Raw genomic sequence first — 16,192 nt, forward strand, 5'->3', positions numbered from 1 at the left:
CTCAGCGCTCTTCACTGCAACGAACCGCATGCTGGGACGGCTGGCCGCTTCGGCTATCGCCTCGGCGTCGGCGCGGTCATTCTTCTGGCGTTTCACGAACGGCTTCACGTAGGCGGCCGGAATCAACCGCACCTCATGGCCACTTGACTGGGCAACACGGCCCCAATGATGCGACGTAGCACAGGCCTCCATCGCCACCACACAATGCGCTTGCTCCGCTAAGAGCTGATACAGCCGTGGGCGCGTTACCGACCTATTGAATGCAACAGCGCCGTCCGCCATGACGCCGCAAACCTGAAAACTGCCCTTGGCAACATCAATCGCCAAAATGCTAATCTCTGACATGGATGCCTCCCTCGCGTTGGTTCCTACGAAACCGTTATGGCACACTCGATGCCGTCGGGTGGGGGGATCCACCGCATCAGTTCAGCCACCTCCTGGACGTCTTCATCGAGGATTTCTGCAACCACGTGAAATCCGCGCTCCGAGGCGGGGCCATTGCCCGGTACTCGGAGAGGACGGAGAACTTCAATGCCATCCGCGGACGGCTCGAGCTGACCGAGCACCTGCGCACGAACGCCTTCGACCGTTCTCATCTACTCTGTCGCTTCGACGAGCGCAGCATCGACAACCCATACAATCAAGCGCAGAAGGGGGTCCTGCGCATGCTCCTCGGGTTCGCGCTGAGCCCGAGGACCCGGGCGATGGTGGCGACGTTTCTCCATCGCTTCGACGAAGTGAGCGATCGGAGGGTCACGGTTAGCGACGTCGGCGCCCTGCGGTTTGATCGGACCATCCGGCAGTGGGAGTTGGTGTTTTCGCGGGCCCACTGGCTATTGTCAGGCCTATACCCGGATGTTCGCACCGGCGACGCAACCGGTTCAGCACTGCTGTTCAACATGGAAAAGCTCTTCGAGAGGGTGCTTGGGCTGCGCATCCGGCAACGCTGTCAGGCGCAGGATGGCGGGCGCCTTTCTGTCGGACTTCAGGGCCCTGTGAAGGACCTGGCGACGGCGGGCTTCCAGCTGCGCCCCGACATTGCCATTCAGAGCGAAGGTAAGACCGTCGCCATTCTCGATGCGAAATGGAAGCGCCTCGATCTCGCCGAACCGAACTCGGGCGTCTCGAGCGGCGACGCATATCAGATGAACGCCTACGCCAGTCGCTATCGCTGCAAGCGACTCGCGCGCGTTTACCCGGCCTCCGGGGACTGCCCGCAAGGAAGGATCAACGAGTTCCTGCTCATCACCGAAGAGCGGCTGGTACTGGATGTTGTCGCGATCGATGTTCTAGAGCTCGCTTTTGCCAGCGGGATCCCGACCGGTATCGATGCGATGATCCCCAGCGAACGGAACTGGAAGCAAAGGTCTTCGCAGACACCGATTTACGAAGCGATATGAAGGACTTCGGCCCCTCTTGCTTCCACAGTGCTTCCACGGGAGGTGGAAACGCAAGTAATTTTGGTTGCGGGGGCAGGATTTGAACCTGCGACCTTCAGGTTATGAGCCTGACGAGCTACCGGGCTGCTCCACCCCGCGCCAATGACGGGAACGTAGTCACAACACCAGAGGAGTGCAATACGCAGAATGGGTATTTTATTGAATTTCATAAGATATGCGGCCGCGGGATTGGCACCTCACTCCGCTGCCAGGGAGATGGCCGCCGGTTGACCAAGAAACATGTCGGCATTCTGTTTCCAGTGACGTTTCACCTTACGGAAATCTATCCCAAAACGCTCCTGCATAAATGATTGAGTCCGACTCCGGTCGAACGGGTAGCGTCCGCTTCGCTTCCCGAATTTCTCAATGCTGCTGTCATTGTTGTGATGAATTCCACGCACGAACATCGGTTTGTCTGCATGCATCAGTGTATGCATCTCGTGCCAAAGGCGCATGTGGTGGAAATCAAGTATTGATCTCGGAATGTCCGGGCGTATGAACACGACCATTCCGGGCGCCCACCATCTCGCGGTAATTGGTTTGACCTCACAACTATTTCGGGTCGTCATCATCACGATTCCACGGGTGTAGTCGACGCCAAACAACCCCGTGCGATTATAGAGGGGCAGTATTTCACGGAATGTCGCACGGGTCTCGGCGACGAAATCGACCGCTATGGCATCGTCGTCGTCTAGTCGAAACTCAGCAACAGTTGATGCATCGGGGTTTCGCGTTTCGAGCATCAATCGGCGAACCACATCCTTTTGAGATTGCCCTTCCGACATGAAGACAGGGCGTATCTGAGGAACCTGCGCAAGCAGCGCGAGCACACGGGTGCGGTAGGGTTCGGGCAAGTGATCACCCATCAGAAAAACCACGGTAAAATCGGGGTCGGTTTGCGCCCGTAGCGCAGGAAGCACGACATTTCGAAGCAGAAACAAACGGTGTTTCATCCTGCTGTCGTCGTACAGCGTTTCGTGCGCCGCGTTCAGATTCTCGGGCGTCAGCCGGAAGTCACCGACACCGGCCGGGTACGACCAACGGCAAATGCCGATGACCTGTGTATCTATCGGGGACATGTTGCTCGTGCCTCAACTGACTTTTTTCTTTCAGTATCCGGCCGGAACGTGATCTTGAAAAGACGTATCAGGAAACGCAACGCCCCGAAGTTGCCATTTTGACACAGGGAACATTGGGGTAAAGTTTGGGGTAATGCATCGAAAGAGAGATACGTACGGTTTCTTACTAGGTTTGGCGGTGACCTACTCTCCCACGTCTTAAGACGCAGTACCATCGGCGCTACGGTGCTTAACGGCCGAGTTCGGGATGGGATCGGGTGTTTCACTCGTGCTGTGACCACCAAACCGAGAAAGAAACCGTTCCAAGTCAAATACGTCTAATGTGTATGCTTTTGATTGTCCGGAGAAGCCTGGCTTCTACTGGATCAAATCAAGCCTATCGGGCAATTAGTACCGGTCAACTGAACGCATTGCTGCGCTTACATCTCCGGCCTATCGACGTGGTGGTCTTCCACGGCCCTCAGGGATACCTGGTTTTGAGGGGGGCTTCCCGCTTAGATGCCTTCAGCGGTTATCCTGTCCGAACATAGCTACCCTGCACTGCCGTTGGCACGACAACAGGTCCACCAGTGGTTCGTTCACCCCGGTCCTCTCGTACTAGGGGCAACTCCTCTCAAGTATCCTACACCCACGGCAGATAGGGACCGAACTGTCTCACGACGTTCTAAACCCAGCTCACGTACCTCTTTAAACGGCGAACAGCCGTACCCTTGGGACCTGCTCCAGCCCCAGGATGAGATGAGCCGACATCGAGGTGCCAAACGGTGCCGTCGATATGGACTCTTGGGCACCATCAGCCTGTTATCCCCGGCGTACCTTTTATCCGTTGAGCGATGGCCCTTCCACTCGGGACCACCGGATCACTATGGCCGTCTTTCGACTCTGCTCGACTTGTCAGTCTCGCAGTCAGGCTGGCTTCTGCCATTGCACTCAACGAGCGATTTCCGACCGCTCTGAGCCAACCTTCGCGCGCCTCCGTTACGATTTAGGAGGCGACCGCCCCAGTCAAACTACCCGCCACACAGGGTCCCGGATCCGGATAACGGACCGCGGTTAGACATCAAGCAGAACAAGGGTGGTATCTCAAGGGAGGCTCCACAGAGACTAGCGTCCCTGCTTCAAAGCCTACCACCTATCCTGCACATGTTGTGCCTGATGCCAGTGTGAAGCTGTAGTAAAGGTGCACGGGGTCTCTCCGTCTAACCGCGGGAAGCCTGCATCTTGACAGGCAATTCAATTTCGCTGAGTCGATGTTGGAGACAGCGGGGAAGTCGTTACGCCATTCGTGCAGGTCGGAACTTACCCGACAAGGAATTTCGCTACCTTAGGACCGTTATAGTTACGGCCGCCGTTTACCGGGGCTTCATTTCGGAGCTTGCACCCCTCCATTTAACCTTCCGGCACCGGGCAGGCGTCAGACCCTATACGTCGTCTTGCGACTTCGCAGAGCCCTGTGTTTTTAGTAAACAGTCGCCACCCCCTGGTTTGTGCCCCCAGTCAATACTTGCGTAGAAACCGGGCCTCCTTCTCGCGAACTTACGGAGGTATTTTGCCGAGTTCCTTCAACATCGTTCTCTCAAGCGCCTTGGTATTCTCTACCAGTCCACCTGTGTCGGTTTAGGGTACGATCTAATGGAGGGCTATTTCCAGGAACCTCTAAGCAGCCCATTCAATCCGATAAGAATGAACAACCCTCGAGATCCGTCACATCCTCCTGGCCCAGGAATATTAACCTGGTTCCCATCGACTACGCCTTTCGGCCTCGCCTTAGGGGTCGGCTTACCCTGCTCAGATTAGCTTTAAGCAGGAACCCTTGGACTTTCGGCGACAGGGTCTCTCACCCTGTTTGTCGCTACTCATGTCATCATTCTCACTAGTGATCTCTCCACCGGATCGCTCACGCGCCGGCTTCACAGAAAACTCCTATCCTCCACTGCACCCGAAGGCGCATAAGAGGAATGGAGTTATATCACACTACGCTCCGCTACCGCGTGCACCGAAGTGCACACCCTAAGCTTCGGCTCATGGCTTGAGCCCCGATACATCTTCGCCGCAGGACAACTTAGATTAGACCAGTGAGCTGTTACGCTATCTTTAAAGGATGGCTGCTTCTAAGCCAACCTCCTGGTTGTTTTGGTCGTCCCACCTGCTTTCCCACTTAGCCATGAATTAGGGGCCTTAGCTGTAGGTCAGGGTTGTTTCCCTCTCCACGACGGACGTTAGCACCCGCCGTGTGTCTGCCGTATAGTGCTCCTCGGTATTCGGAGTTTGGTTAGGATCAGTAAGCCTGTGGGGCCCCATTACCCATCCAGTGCTCTACCCCCGAGGGCATTCGTACGACGCTCTACCTAAATAGATTTCGCGGAGAACCAGCTATCTCCGAGTTTGATTGGCCTTTCACCCCTAGGCACAACTCATCCCGACCTTTTTCAACAGGTGTGGGTTCGGCCCTCCAGTAAGTGTTACCTTACCTTCAGCCTGGTCATGCCTAGATCACTCGGTTTCGGGTCTGATCCCACAAACTCATTCGCCCTATTAAGACTCGCTTTCGCTGCGCCTACACCTATCGGCTTAAGCTTGCTTGTGAGACCAAGTCGATGACCCATTATACAAAAGGTACGCGGTCAGCTCGCAAGGAGCCTCCCACTGCTTGTAGGCGTCCGGTTTCAGAAACTGTTTCACTCCCCTCGTCGGGGTGCTTTTCACCTTTCCCTCACGGTACTGGTTCGCTATCGGTCAGTAAGGAGTACTTAGCCTTCGAGGGTGGTCCCCCGATGTTCAGACAGGATTTCACGTGTCCCGCCCTACTTAATACGTCCAATCATGCTTCCCATACGGGGCTGTCACCCACTATGGCCTGGTTTTCCAACCAGTTCTGGTCACATTCATGGCTCGGCTGGTCCCCGTTCGCTCGCCGCTACTAGGGGAGTATCTGTTGATTTCCTTTCCTCCGGGTACTTAGATGTTTCAGTTCCCCGGGTTTGCCTTTATAACCCTATGTATTCAGGTCATAAATACCTGGTTCAGCTCATTATAAATCGTCCGAAGACTATTATAACAAACTGTCAGGTGGGTTGCCCCATTCGGAGATCCGTGGATCAAAGCCTATTCTCGGCTCCTCACGGCATATCGCAGAGTATCACGTCCTTCATCGCCTCTTACTGCCAAGGCATCCACCAAACGCCCTTCTCGCGCTTGATTTGATCCAGAAAAAGACAGGCTTGCGCTTGCCACGGTCTACGCTGGTTCGTGCAGACCATTCTTCTGAACCAAAAGCATACTTTCCCGCTCCAGGCACATGGCCTGGAACTATTCCGATCCTTGCGGATCGTAGGCTCAAATCCGTGCAGATCTGAGCCTGGGTTAGTGTACTTGACTTGGATAGTATCATGCTTCGCGGTTTGACCCGCAGACCAGGGCGCACTGCCCGGATCAGCATGAAACTGATGTGTATCTCTCTATACGATGTCAATGTTCGTCCGATTGGACGGTGAAGCAGTCGGCTGACTGCTTGACGGTCAAATCGTGAAATGGTGGAGCGTATCGGGATCGAACCGATGACCCCCTGCTTGCAAAGCAGGTGCTCTCCCAGCTGAGCTAACGCCCCTTGAGCGAGTTTTGCCCTGCAAAACTTGCGGACAGCCGGCAGGCGTTTGCGAAGCAAGCGCCGAGAGGCTTTCGTCGATTTTCTGCGAAAATCAACTACCGCCCGTCATGTTTGCTGCGCAAACAAGACGTTGGTGGGTCGAGGAGGACTTGAACCTCCGACCTCACGCTTATCAGGCGTGCGCTCTAACCACCTGAGCTACCGACCCAGACAGACCGGTAGGTCTGTGATTTTTGGACTGAAGAGATATGAGGACGGCCTGGCTCGTCTGTTTGCCCCGGTTGACTACCGGGGCTTGCTAAGTGTTCGTCGAGAACGAGCAAGCTCGATCTGCCGGAACATCCTTAGAAAGGAGGTGATCCAGCCGCAGGTTCCCCTACGGCTACCTTGTTACGACTTCACCCCAGTCGCTGAGCCTACCGTGGTCCGCTGCCTCCTCGAAAGGTTAGCGCACGGCCGTCAGGTGGACCCAACTCCCATGGTGTGACGGGCGGTGTGTACAAGGCCCGGGAACGTATTCACCGCGTCATGCTGTTACGCGATTACTAGCGATTCCGACTTCATGCCGTCGAGTTGCAGACGACAATCCGAACTGAGATAGCTTTTTGGGATTAACCCATTGTCACTACCATTGTAGCACGTGTGTAGCCCAACCCGTAAGGGCCATGAGGACTTGACGTCATCCACACCTTCCTCCCGCTTATCACGGGCAGTTTCTTTAGAGTGCCCAGCTTGACCTGCTGGCAACTAAAGACGTGGGTTGCGCTCGTTGCCGGACTTAACCGAACATCTCACGACACGAGCTGACGACAGCCATGCAGCACCTGTCACCTGTCCAGCCGAACTGAAGGAATCCATCTCTGGAAACCGCGACAGGGATGTCAAGGGTTGGTAAGGTTCTGCGCGTTGCTTCGAATTAAACCACATGCTCCACCGCTTGTGCGGGCCCCCGTCAATTCCTTTGAGTTTTAATCTTGCGACCGTACTCCCCAGGCGGAATGCTTAATCCGTTAAGTGTGACACCGAACAGTATACTGCCCGACGTCTGGCATTCATCGTTTACGGTGTGGACTACCAGGGTATCTAATCCTGTTTGCTCCCCACACTTTCGCACCTCAGCGTCAGTATCGAGCCAGTGAGCCGCCTTCGCCACTGGTGTTCCTCCGAATATCTACGAATTTCACCTCTACACTCGGAATTCCACTCACCTCTCTCGAACTCAAGACTAACAGTTTTAAAGGCAGTTCCGGGGTTGAGCCCCGGGATTTCACCTCTAACTTGCTAATCCGCCTACGCGCGCTTTACGCCCAGTAATTCCGAACAACGCTAACCCCCTCCGTATTACCGCGGCTGCTGGCACGGAGTTAGCCGGGGTTTCTTTACCAGGTACTGTCATTATCATCCCTGGCGAAAGAGCTTTACGACCCTAGGGCCTTCATCACTCACGCGGCATGGCTAGATCAGGGTTTCCCCCATTGTCTAAGATTCCCCACTGCTGCCTCCCGTAGGAGTCTGGGCCGTGTCTCAGTCCCAGTGTGGCTGATCATCCTCTCAAACCAGCTATGGATCGTCGGCTTGGTGGGCCATTACCCCACCAACTACCTAATCCAACGCGGGCTAATCCTTCTCCGATAAATCTTTCCCCCGAAGGGCGTATGCGGTATTACCCCCAGTTTCCCGAGACTATTCCGCAGAGAAGGGCATATTCCCACGCGTTACTCACCCGTTCGCCACTAAGCCCGAAGGCTTCGTTCGACTTGCATGTGTTAGGCCTGCCGCCAGCGTTCGTTCTGAGCCAGGATCAAACTCTCAAGTTGAAACGCCTTGCGGCGTATCCTTGACGTTCGAACCTCTGCACATCTCCCGATCCGGCTAGGGACCGGGAAGTCATCTGTTTGTTGTGCTTCAGTCTCCTAAGAAACCGAAAGCCGTCCAAACAGTGAAGCTGACACTCACATCATCGCCCGAGGGCTAGTGAGCCGATATGTAGAAGTTGATCCATCGTATGAACCAAACCGCCCACATATCTCTTCAGATACCAGCAATTTCAAAGAGCGTAGAGACAAAAATCAAACCGGAGCGCCATTCTTACTTGGCGCCGCCCGCCCGATCAACCTCTGTTTTTTTCTTCCGCCTTCCTGACCGTGTGGCCCGTCCGGCGCCCCGTCGCTGCGTGTCCGCCGCGTCGGTGAGGGGTATCTAAGGCTGGGGGCCGGAGGGCGCAAGCGCTTTTTTTGAGAAACGTGCAATTTTTTGCTGTTTTCCTATTTTACCTGCAAAAAGAGGGGGTTGGAGAACAAAAAGTCCGAAACGCCCCCGCTTTGCGACAGAAAAATTCGCGCCCGACCGTCGTGATGAGCCGGGAATCCGCCGTTATCCACAGACTCGGGCGGTCGCAGGGGGTGAATCCCGCCGGATTCCCCGGCCCGCCCGTCGAATCTCCGCGTGAATCCGTTGCCGGTCCGGATCGATTCCGCCGAGTCGGACGAGTCATCGGTGCAAGGGGGGCCGAATCCGGGGTGATTCCGGCGTCAGCCCTGCCGTGCCGGGCGCATCGGCCAGCCGACTCGCCTGAGAATCGGCAGGCGCAGCGCCAGCAGCAGGGCGATTCCCGCCAGATACAGCAACGGCTCGATCTGCCAGCCCTTGCGCAGCATCACGAAATGCACGGCGCCTAGCAGCGCGATCGGATAGACCAGCTTGTGCAGCTTGCGCCAGCGCGCGCCGAGCTTGCGGACCGACAGGTTGTTCGAGGTGATCGCCAGGGGAATCATCAGCACGAATCCGACCATGCCGATGGTGATATAGGGGCGCTTGACGATATCGGCCCAGATCTGCGCCGCGATCTGCACGTCGAGAAACAGCCAGACCGCCAGATGCGCCGCTATATAGTAGAAGGTCAGCAACCCCATCGCGCGGCGGAACCGGATCAGCGAGACCTTGGTGAGATTGCGCAGCGGCGTCACCGCCAGCACCGCGATCAGCATTTGCAGCCCGAGGATGCCGAGGCGGTGCTCGAACTCCTTGATCGGCTCGACCCCCAGCCCGCCGGTGAGGCCCAGGTAGAAATACCAGACCGGCGGCAGCGCCCCGATCAGGTAGATCGGCCAGATCGGCAGCTTGCGCAGCGCGCCGTTGATCGTCTGGGCGGCGGTCATGGCGCGGGGGCCGCGCCGCAGCCGGTGCCCTGCTGCACCGGCGGGCAAGGCACGGTGCCGTAGGAACAGAACACGCAACAATCGCCCGGCTTGGGCCGCAGCACCGCGCCGCAGCCGGGGCAGTCGAAAAACCACTGGCAGCTGTCCTCGGGCATCACCTCGGCGCTTTGATGGCCGCAGTCCGGGCAGGTGAGGATCGATGTCAGCGTGACCATGTCCGCCTCAGTAGTTCTTCTTGAGATCCATGCCGGCATAAAGCGCCGCGACCTCGTCGCCATAGCCGTTGAACATCTCGGTCGGCTGTTTTGCCGAAAACAGCCCGCCGCCGATCACTCGTTCGGTCGCCTGGCTCCAGCGCGGGTGGTCCACCTCGGGGTTCACGTTCGAATAGAATCCGTATTCGCGGGCGTTGGCCTTGTTCCAGCTTGTCGGCGGCTCCTTGTCGGTCAGCGTGATGCGCACGATCGACTTGATCGACTTGAAGCCATATTTCCACGGCACCACCAGACGCAGCGGCGCGCCGTTCTGGTTCGGAAGCTCGCGGCCATAAAGCCCGGTCGCGATCAGCGTCAGCGGGTGCATCGCCTCATCGAGCCGCAGCCCTTCGACATAGGGCCAGTCGAGCACCGGCGAATAAAGGCCGGGCATCTCCTCGCGCCGGGCGACGGTTTCGAAGGCGACGTATTTGGCCGAGGGTTGCACGCCGACCTTTTCCAGAAGCGCCCGCAACTCGAACCCGTTCCACGGGATCACCATCGACCAGGCCTCGACACAGCGCAGCCGGTAGATGCGTTCCTCGATATCCATGCCCTTGAGCACATCGGCCAGGTCGTAGTTGCCGGGCCGCTCGACCAGTCCGTCGATCTGCACCGCCCAGGGGTCGGTCGTCAGCTTGCCGGCATAGCGCGCCGGGTCTTCCTTGCCGGTGCCGAACTCGTAATAGTTGTTGTAGCTGGTGATGTCCTCAAAGCTGTTCGGCTCACCAAGCTCAGGCGCAGCAAATGCCGGCCCGGCAATCGAGCCCAGCGCCAGCCCGGCGGCCCCGGTCATGATCTGGCGGCGGTTGAGATAGGCCGCTTCCGGCGTCACATCGGCCCAGGTCAGTTTGGTCTTGAAGCGCATCAAATAGCCTTTCCTCGCGTGTTCATTCCCCAGATATTCCCCGCACGCCGTCTTGCCAAAACAAGACGCTTCACGATGGCGTTGACGGATGTAACGCGGGGGCCACGACCGTTGGCGCGCGACAGGCCAGCCTAGGTCAGCGCATGGGTGGTGTAACTCGGGTAAAGCTCGTTCATCGGCACCGAGCGGCCATCGGTCTGCACGATGCGCACATGCCGGCGGCGCATCTGGCGCGGTTCGGCCACGCCGACCGAATGGGCGATGATCTCGACCTCGTGGATCATGTTGCGCGCGAAATGCGCCACCTTGACCGCCTGCACCTCGGGCACCAACCCCTTTTGCAGGCGCGGGTCGTGGGTGGTGACGCCGGTCGGACAGGTGTTCTTGTTGCACTTGAGTGCCTGGATGCAGCCCAGCGAGAACATGAAGCCGCGCGCCGATACGACGAAATCGGCCCCGGCGCAGATCGCCCAGGCCACGTCGGGCGGATTGACCAGCTTGGCCGAGGCGATGATGCGGATGCGGTCGGTCAGCCCGCGCTGGTCGCGCAGGTCGACGATGCGCGGCAGCGCCTCGCGGATCGGCATGCCCACCAGGTCGATCAGCGGCATCGGCGCCGCCCCGGTGCCGCCCTCGCCGCCGTCGATGGCGATGAAATCGGGCGCGCTGTCGGGGCCGCGCTGCACGATCAGGTCGAACAGTTCGGCAAAGGGATCGACCCGCCCGATCACCGTCTTGAAGCCCACCGGCTTGCCGGTGACCTCGCGGATATGGGCGATCACGTCCAGAAGATCGCCCCAGTCGTCGATCTCCTCGTGCCGGTTCGGGCTTTCGCTTTCCTTGCCCACCGGGATGCCCCGGATGCGCGCGATCTCTTCGTCGACCTTGGCGCCGGGCAGGATGCCGCCCTTGCCGGGCTTGGCACCCTGCGCCAGTTTCAACTCGAACATCCTGACCTCGGGCCGCGCGGCCACTTCGCGCAGCTTTTCGTCCGACAGGTGGCCTTCCTCGTTGCGCACCCCGTATTTCGCGGTGCCGATCTGATAGACGATGTCGCAACCGCCCTCGAGGTGATAGGGCGCAAGCCCCCCCTCGCCAGTGTTCAGCCAGACCCCCGCCTGCTTTGCCCCGAGGCTCAGCGCGCGCACCGCCGGGCGCGACAGCGCGCCAAAACTCATGCCCGAAATGTTGAAGAACGACGGTGCCAGGTAAGGCTCGCGCGCGGTCGGGCCGATCTCGACCGGCTCGGTCTTGGCATATTGATAGCCCAGCGGCGGAAACGCCGCGTTCATGAAGATCGTGGTGCCGGGGATCGTCAGGTTGCGGGTCGAGCCGAAGGCGACGGTATTGTCCTTGTTCGCAGCGGCGCGATAGATCCAGTCGCGCTGGGCGCGGTTGAACGGCATCTCCTCGCGGTCCATGGCAAAGAAATACTGCCGGAAGAATTCGCCCAACGTGGTGAACAGATGGCGAAAGCGCCCGATCACCGGATAGTTGCGGCGCACCGCATCGGCGGTCTGTATCCGGTCGACGAAGAAGAACACCACGACCATCACGATCAGGAACCCGAGCGCGACAAGCAGGATCAGCGCCAGAACCTCGAACAGCCAGACAGTCGTGCCCATCATTCCTCCTTCGGCGGTCCCGCCTGCGCCGCGGCTCAGTCCTGTGGCACCGTCTCTTTCGGCACCATCAGGTGATTCTTGTTGAGCCGGTAGCGTTGCACCGTCGATTGCGCGACGTAACCCGCCGCCTCGGCCCAGGCAAAGAACCCGTCCTCGTTTTCATTGTCGACCTCGACCAGCAGAACCGGCCGATGGGTGTCAATGGTCTTGTCCAGCCCGCCCAGCACCGACAGCTCCATGCCCTCGACATCGATCTTGATCATCGCCGGGGTCTCGTCCGACAGCAAGTCATCGGCGGGAAACACCGCGATATCGCCCTCGCCCGGCAACATCCGGGCCGAGCCGAGGTTGCGCTTTTTCTTCTGCATGGCAAACCCGCCCTCGGTCCTGTCCGACAGCCCGACGCCCAGCCGGGACAGATCGACCACCTCGCCCAGACCGTTCAGCAGCACGTTTTCCACCAGCAGCCCGTAGGCCCTGGGGTTCGGCTCGAACGGGATCACCCGGCCCGCCTTGAGAAACAGCGCGGCGAACAGCGTGTGGTTGCCCACGTTGGCCCCGATATCGACAAAGGTGCCGCCTGCGGGAAACACCGACTGCAACTCGCGCAGTTCCTTCAACTCATAAAATGTACCGCGCCGGTGATTGCGCTGGATCGGGTCGTTTTCCATGTTCACGCAGAAGGTGACGGGCTGGTCGTCCACCCTGGTGTGAATCAGCGTGACGTTCTCGGCCACAACCGGTCTGCCCAGCCTGAGCCGTTTCAACAGCCGTTCCACCCTGGGAACCATCGCCTTATCCCTTTGCTGCCCGGCCCTGCGGGTTGTCCCGTCGTTGGTGGTGACTTTGGCCCGCGCCCCCTGGCGGTGCAAGTGAAAAGCCCGGAGCCGCCGCGCGGGTCATCGGCGCGGGTTCGCCGGATACGAGCCACCGCGCCGGAGCCTTTCCGCCACAAGGCGGAAACTCGCCTTTGACGTGCAGAAACCCGCCCGGCTCGCCCCTGCCTTTTCGCGCCGTTTCGCGCATTTGGCCCGCCTTGCACCATGCCCCGAGACCGCCGCCGAAATTCGTGCGGATGTAGCGCCGCGCCATCAAGACCGGCGCGAAACCTGAACACTGGAAACCTGACGGAGGATATCCATGAAACGCACAGCACTCGCCCTTGGGATCATTGTCGCCGGCACCTCGCCCCTCATGGCGCAAGAGATGCTCGACGCGAACGAGGACGGTTTCGTTTCCCTGGTCGAACTTCAGGCCACCTACCCGGACGTGACCGAGGCAGACTTCACCGAGGCCGACGCCAATGGCGACGGGCTGCTCGACGAAGAGGAACTGGCCGCGGCACGCGAGGCCGGCTTGATCCCGATGGCCGAGGAGGAAGACTCCGAAAGCTGACAGAACCGCGCTTCCCCGGCAAAAACCCCCGCCGTGTCGCCACGGCGGGGGTCATTGTATTGGCCGGATGGCGTGGATCAGTGGATCACAGCATCGTCCGGCGTCGGCTTGTCCGAGGCGCCGCGCTTGTCACCGATGATCAGCCCGCCGTCGCCGGCATGGACCGGCACCGTCGCGCCGTCCTCGATCTCGCCCGCCAGCAGCCGCTCGGCCAGCGGGTCCTGCAGCGCCTTCTGGATCACCCGCTTGAGCGGGCGCGCGCCATAGACCGGGTCATAGCCCTGATCGGCCAGCCAGGTCTTGGCGCTCTGATCCAGCGACAGCGAGATGCCCCGCTTCGCCAGCCGCTTGGCCAGACGGCCAAGCTGGATGTCGACGATCCCGTCCATGTCATCGCGGCTGAGCCGGTCGAAGATCACGATCTCGTCCAGACGGTTCAGGAACTCGGGCCGGAAGTGCGCCCGCACCGCGTCCATCACGTCGCGCTTGGCAGCCCCGCTGTCAGCGGTCTCGGGCAACTGGCTCAGCGCCTGCGACCCGAGGTTCGAGGTCAGCACGATCAACGTCTGCTTGAAGTCGACCCGGTGGCCCTGACCATCGGTCAACACCCCGTCGTCGAGCACCTGGAGCAGCACGTTGAACACGTCCGGGTGGGCCTTTTCCACCTCGTCGAACAGAACCACCTGATAGGGCCTGCGGCGGACCGCTTCGGTCAGCACCCCGCCCTCGTCATAGCCGACATAGCCCGGCGGCGCCCCGATCAGGCGGGCGACCGAGTGTTTCTCCATGAACTCGGACATGTCGATGCGCACCATCGCGTTGTCGTCGTCGAACAGGAACTCGGCCACCGCCTTGGTCAGCTCGGTCTTGCCCACCCCGGTCGGGCCGAGGAACAGGAAGCTGCCCAGCGGGCGGTTTTCGTCGTGCAACCCAGCGCGCGCCCGGCGCACCGCGCTGGCCACCGCCGTCACCGCCTGATTCTGGCCGATCACCCGCTTGTGCAGGCCCTCTTCCATCCGAAGTAGCTTGTCGCGTTCGCCTTCGAGCATCTTCGAGGTCGGGATACCCGTCCAGCGTTCGACCACCGCCGCGATCTGTTCGGGCCGCACGGCCTCTTCGACCATCACGTCGTCGTCGCGCGCCTCGGCCTCGGCCAGCTTGCGCTCCAACTCCGGGATGATGCCATAGCTCAGCTCACCGGCCCGCGCGAGGTTGCCCTCACGCTTGGCGCCGTCCAGTTCGGCCCGCGCCCGGTCAAGCTGTTCCTTCAGCCCGCGCGCACCTTCCAGCTTGTCGCGCTCGGCCTGCCACTTGGCGGTCAGGTTGGCGGATTGCTCCTGCAATTCGCTCAGTTCCTCGACCAGCTTGGCCAGCCGCTTTTTCGAGGCGTCGTCGTCTTCCTTCTTCAGCGCCTCGGCCTCGATCTGCATCTGCAGGATCTGGCGGTCGAGCTGGTCAAGCTCCTCGGGCTTGCTGTCGACTTCCATGCGCAGCCGGCTGGCGGCCTCGTCCATCAGGTCGATCGCCTTGTCGGGCAGGAACCGGTCGGTGATGTAGCGGTGGCTCAGCGTTGCCGCCGCCACCAGCGCCGCGTCACTGATCCGCACGCCGTGGTGAAGCTCATACTTCTCCTTGATGCCGCGCAGGATCGAGATGGTGTCTTCCACCGTCGGCTCTTCGACCAGCACCGGCTGGAACCGTCGGGCGAGGGCCGCGTCCTTCTCGACATACTTGCGGTATTCATCCAGCGTCGTGGCGCCCACGCAGTGCAATTCGCCCCGCGCCAGCGCCGGCTTGATCAGGTTGGCCGCGTCCATCGCGCCTTCGGACTTGCCCGCGCCGACCAGCGTGTGCATCTCGTCGATGAACAGGATGATCTCGCCGGCCGCGTCGGTGACCTCGTTCAGGACCGCCTTCAGCCGCTCCTCGAATTCACCGCGGTATTTCGCCCCGGCGATCAGCGCGCCCATGTCGAGCGCGAGCAGCTTCTTGTCCTTGAGGCTTTCGGGCACGTCGCCGTTGACGATGCGCAGCGCCAGACCCTCGGCAATCGCCGTTTTACCGGTGCCGGGTTCGCCGATCAGGACCGGGTTGTTCTTGGTCCGGCGGCTCAGCACCTGCATGGCGCGGCGAATCTCCTCGTCGCGCCCGATGATCGGGTCGATCTTGCCTTCGCGGGCGGCCTCGGTCAGGTCGCGGGCGTATTTCTTCAACGCCTCATAGCTGTCCTCGGCGCTCGCGCTGTCCGCCGTGCGCCCCTGGCGCACATCGTTGATTGCGGCATTGAGGTTCTGGGCATTGACCGCCCCGGCATCCAGCGCGTCTTTCGCCGCCGACTTGACCAGCGCCAGCGCGGTCAGCAACCGCTCGACCGGCACAAAGCTGTCGCCGGCCTTTTTCGCCAGCTTCTCGGCCTCGTCCAGAACCCGGCCGGTGGCATTGTCCAGATAGACCTGGGTGCCATCGCCCGTCACCTTGGCGATCTTGGCCAGGGCGATATCGGCGGCCTCGGCCACGCGTTTCGGCTCGCCGCCGGCCTTGCGGATCAGGTTGGCGGCCATGCCTTCCTCGTCGTCCATCAGGGCCTTGAGCAGGTGCTCGGGCGCGAGTCGCTGGTGATTTTCTCGCATCGCGATGGTCTGGGCGGCCTGAATGAAACCGCGCGACCTCTCGGTGAACTTCTCCAAGTTCATCTTTCTCTCCTTCTTCAAGCGCCCGCCTTGCCGGATGCCCGCGCCGCGGCACACCCCCTCCGGGCCTCGCGATG

The 16,192-nt window shown here is 60.1% G+C and carries 10 protein-coding genes, 3 tRNA genes and 3 rRNA genes; 2 read left to right on the top strand and 14 right to left on the bottom strand.

Features of this window, described 5'->3' with window-relative positions:
- Positions 1-345, bottom strand: a 345-nt coding sequence (locus FVF75_RS14725; RefSeq protein WP_148379376.1) for an IS110 family transposase, incomplete at its 3' end; no start/stop codon positions are given.
- A gap of 2 nt (positions 346-347) precedes the next feature.
- On the opposite strand from FVF75_RS14725, the gene FVF75_RS14730 reads away from it, so the two are divergent.
- Entirely contained in the window at positions 348-1,400 is a 1,053-nt protein-coding gene (locus FVF75_RS14730) for an McrC family protein (protein WP_222861234.1), read from the top strand.
- A gap of 61 nt (positions 1,401-1,461) precedes the next feature.
- On the opposite strand, the gene FVF75_RS14735 is transcribed toward FVF75_RS14730, so the two are convergent.
- From FVF75_RS14735 to FVF75_RS14790, 12 genes are all read right to left on the bottom strand, one after another.
- Positions 1,462-1,538: transfer RNA gene (locus FVF75_RS14735), tRNA-Met, on the bottom strand.
- Between the two features lie 98 nt (positions 1,539-1,636).
- A complete protein-coding gene (locus FVF75_RS14740) occupies positions 1,637-2,518 on the bottom strand; it encodes a glycosyltransferase (RefSeq protein WP_148379378.1) in 882 nt (293 codons plus the stop codon).
- A gap of 170 nt (positions 2,519-2,688) precedes the next feature.
- Positions 2,689-2,803 (bottom strand): 5S ribosomal RNA (rrf, locus tag FVF75_RS14745).
- A gap of 81 nt (positions 2,804-2,884) precedes the next feature.
- A 23S ribosomal RNA gene (locus FVF75_RS14750) occupies positions 2,885-5,719 on the bottom strand.
- A 330-nt stretch (positions 5,720-6,049) separates the two neighbouring features.
- Positions 6,050-6,125: transfer RNA gene (locus FVF75_RS14755), tRNA-Ala, on the bottom strand.
- A 131-nt stretch (positions 6,126-6,256) separates the two neighbouring features.
- Positions 6,257-6,333: transfer RNA gene (locus tag FVF75_RS14760), tRNA-Ile, on the bottom strand.
- Between the two features lie 140 nt (positions 6,334-6,473).
- Positions 6,474-7,942: ribosomal RNA gene (locus FVF75_RS14765) — 16S ribosomal RNA — on the bottom strand.
- The 16S, 23S and 5S rRNA genes sit together here with 2 tRNA genes alongside, the layout of an rRNA operon.
- A gap of 714 nt (positions 7,943-8,656) precedes the next feature.
- A complete protein-coding gene (gene msrQ / locus FVF75_RS14770; protein WP_148379380.1) occupies positions 8,657-9,283 on the bottom strand; it encodes a protein-methionine-sulfoxide reductase heme-binding subunit MsrQ in 627 nt (208 codons plus the stop codon).
- Positions 9,280-9,498: a GDCCVxC domain-containing (seleno)protein gene (locus tag FVF75_RS14775; protein WP_148379382.1), complete on the bottom strand. Its 219-nt coding sequence runs from the start codon at positions 9,496-9,498 to the stop codon at positions 9,280-9,282. The genes msrQ and FVF75_RS14775 overlap by 4 nt, the downstream gene beginning before the upstream one ends.
- A 7-nt stretch (positions 9,499-9,505) precedes the next feature.
- A complete protein-coding gene (msrP, locus tag FVF75_RS14780) occupies positions 9,506-10,405 on the bottom strand; it encodes a protein-methionine-sulfoxide reductase catalytic subunit MsrP (protein ID WP_148379384.1) in 900 nt (299 codons plus the stop codon).
- Positions 10,406-10,536: 131 nt separating this feature from the next.
- Entirely contained in the window at positions 10,537-12,030 is a 1,494-nt protein-coding gene (locus FVF75_RS14785; RefSeq protein WP_148379386.1) for an FMN-binding glutamate synthase family protein, read from the bottom strand.
- 35 nt (positions 12,031-12,065) lie between these two features.
- Positions 12,066-12,821, bottom strand: a complete 756-nt coding sequence (locus FVF75_RS14790; RefSeq protein WP_148379388.1) for an FkbM family methyltransferase — start codon at positions 12,819-12,821, stop codon at positions 12,066-12,068.
- A gap of 349 nt (positions 12,822-13,170) precedes the next feature.
- Here FVF75_RS14790 and FVF75_RS14795 point away from each other — a divergent pair, with 349 nt between their 5' ends.
- Positions 13,171-13,425 (top strand): EF-hand domain-containing protein, encoded by a 255-nt coding sequence (locus tag FVF75_RS14795; RefSeq protein ID WP_148379389.1) that lies wholly within the window; start codon positions 13,171-13,173, stop codon positions 13,423-13,425.
- A gap of 77 nt (positions 13,426-13,502) precedes the next feature.
- On the opposite strand, the gene clpB is transcribed toward FVF75_RS14795, so the two are convergent.
- Positions 13,503-16,118, bottom strand: a complete 2,616-nt coding sequence (clpB, locus tag FVF75_RS14800; protein ID WP_148379391.1) for an ATP-dependent chaperone ClpB — start codon at positions 16,116-16,118, stop codon at positions 13,503-13,505.
- Positions 16,119-16,192 lie beyond the last annotated feature (74 nt).

Origin of the sequence: Maritimibacter fusiformis, from assembly GCF_008086115.1 — a bacterium.
Classification (GTDB): Bacteria; Pseudomonadota; Alphaproteobacteria; order Rhodobacterales; family Rhodobacteraceae; genus Muriiphilus; species Muriiphilus fusiformis.

Bases quoted from the DNA above. Each gene is read 5' to 3' on its own strand.
- FVF75_RS14730 (WP_222861234.1), top strand. From the start codon at position 348: ATGCCTCCCTCGCGTTGGTTCCTACGAAACCGTTATGGCACACTCGAT.
- FVF75_RS14740 (WP_148379378.1), bottom strand. From the start codon at position 2,518: ATGTCCCCGATAGATACACAGGTCATCGGCATTTGCCGTTGGTCGTAC.
- msrQ (WP_148379380.1), bottom strand. From the start codon at position 9,283: ATGACCGCCGCCCAGACGATCAACGGCGCGCTGCGCAAGCTGCCGATC.
- FVF75_RS14775 (WP_148379382.1), bottom strand. From the start codon at position 9,498: ATGGTCACGCTGACATCGATCCTCACCTGCCCGGACTGCGGCCATCAA.
- msrP (WP_148379384.1), bottom strand. From the start codon at position 10,405: ATGCGCTTCAAGACCAAACTGACCTGGGCCGATGTGACGCCGGAAGCG.
- FVF75_RS14785 (WP_148379386.1), bottom strand. From the start codon at position 12,030: ATGGGCACGACTGTCTGGCTGTTCGAGGTTCTGGCGCTGATCCTGCTT.
- FVF75_RS14790 (WP_148379388.1), bottom strand. From the start codon at position 12,821: ATGGTTCCCAGGGTGGAACGGCTGTTGAAACGGCTCAGGCTGGGCAGA.
- FVF75_RS14795 (WP_148379389.1), top strand. From the start codon at position 13,171: ATGAAACGCACAGCACTCGCCCTTGGGATCATTGTCGCCGGCACCTCG.
- clpB (WP_148379391.1), bottom strand. From the start codon at position 16,118: ATGAACTTGGAGAAGTTCACCGAGAGGTCGCGCGGTTTCATTCAGGCC.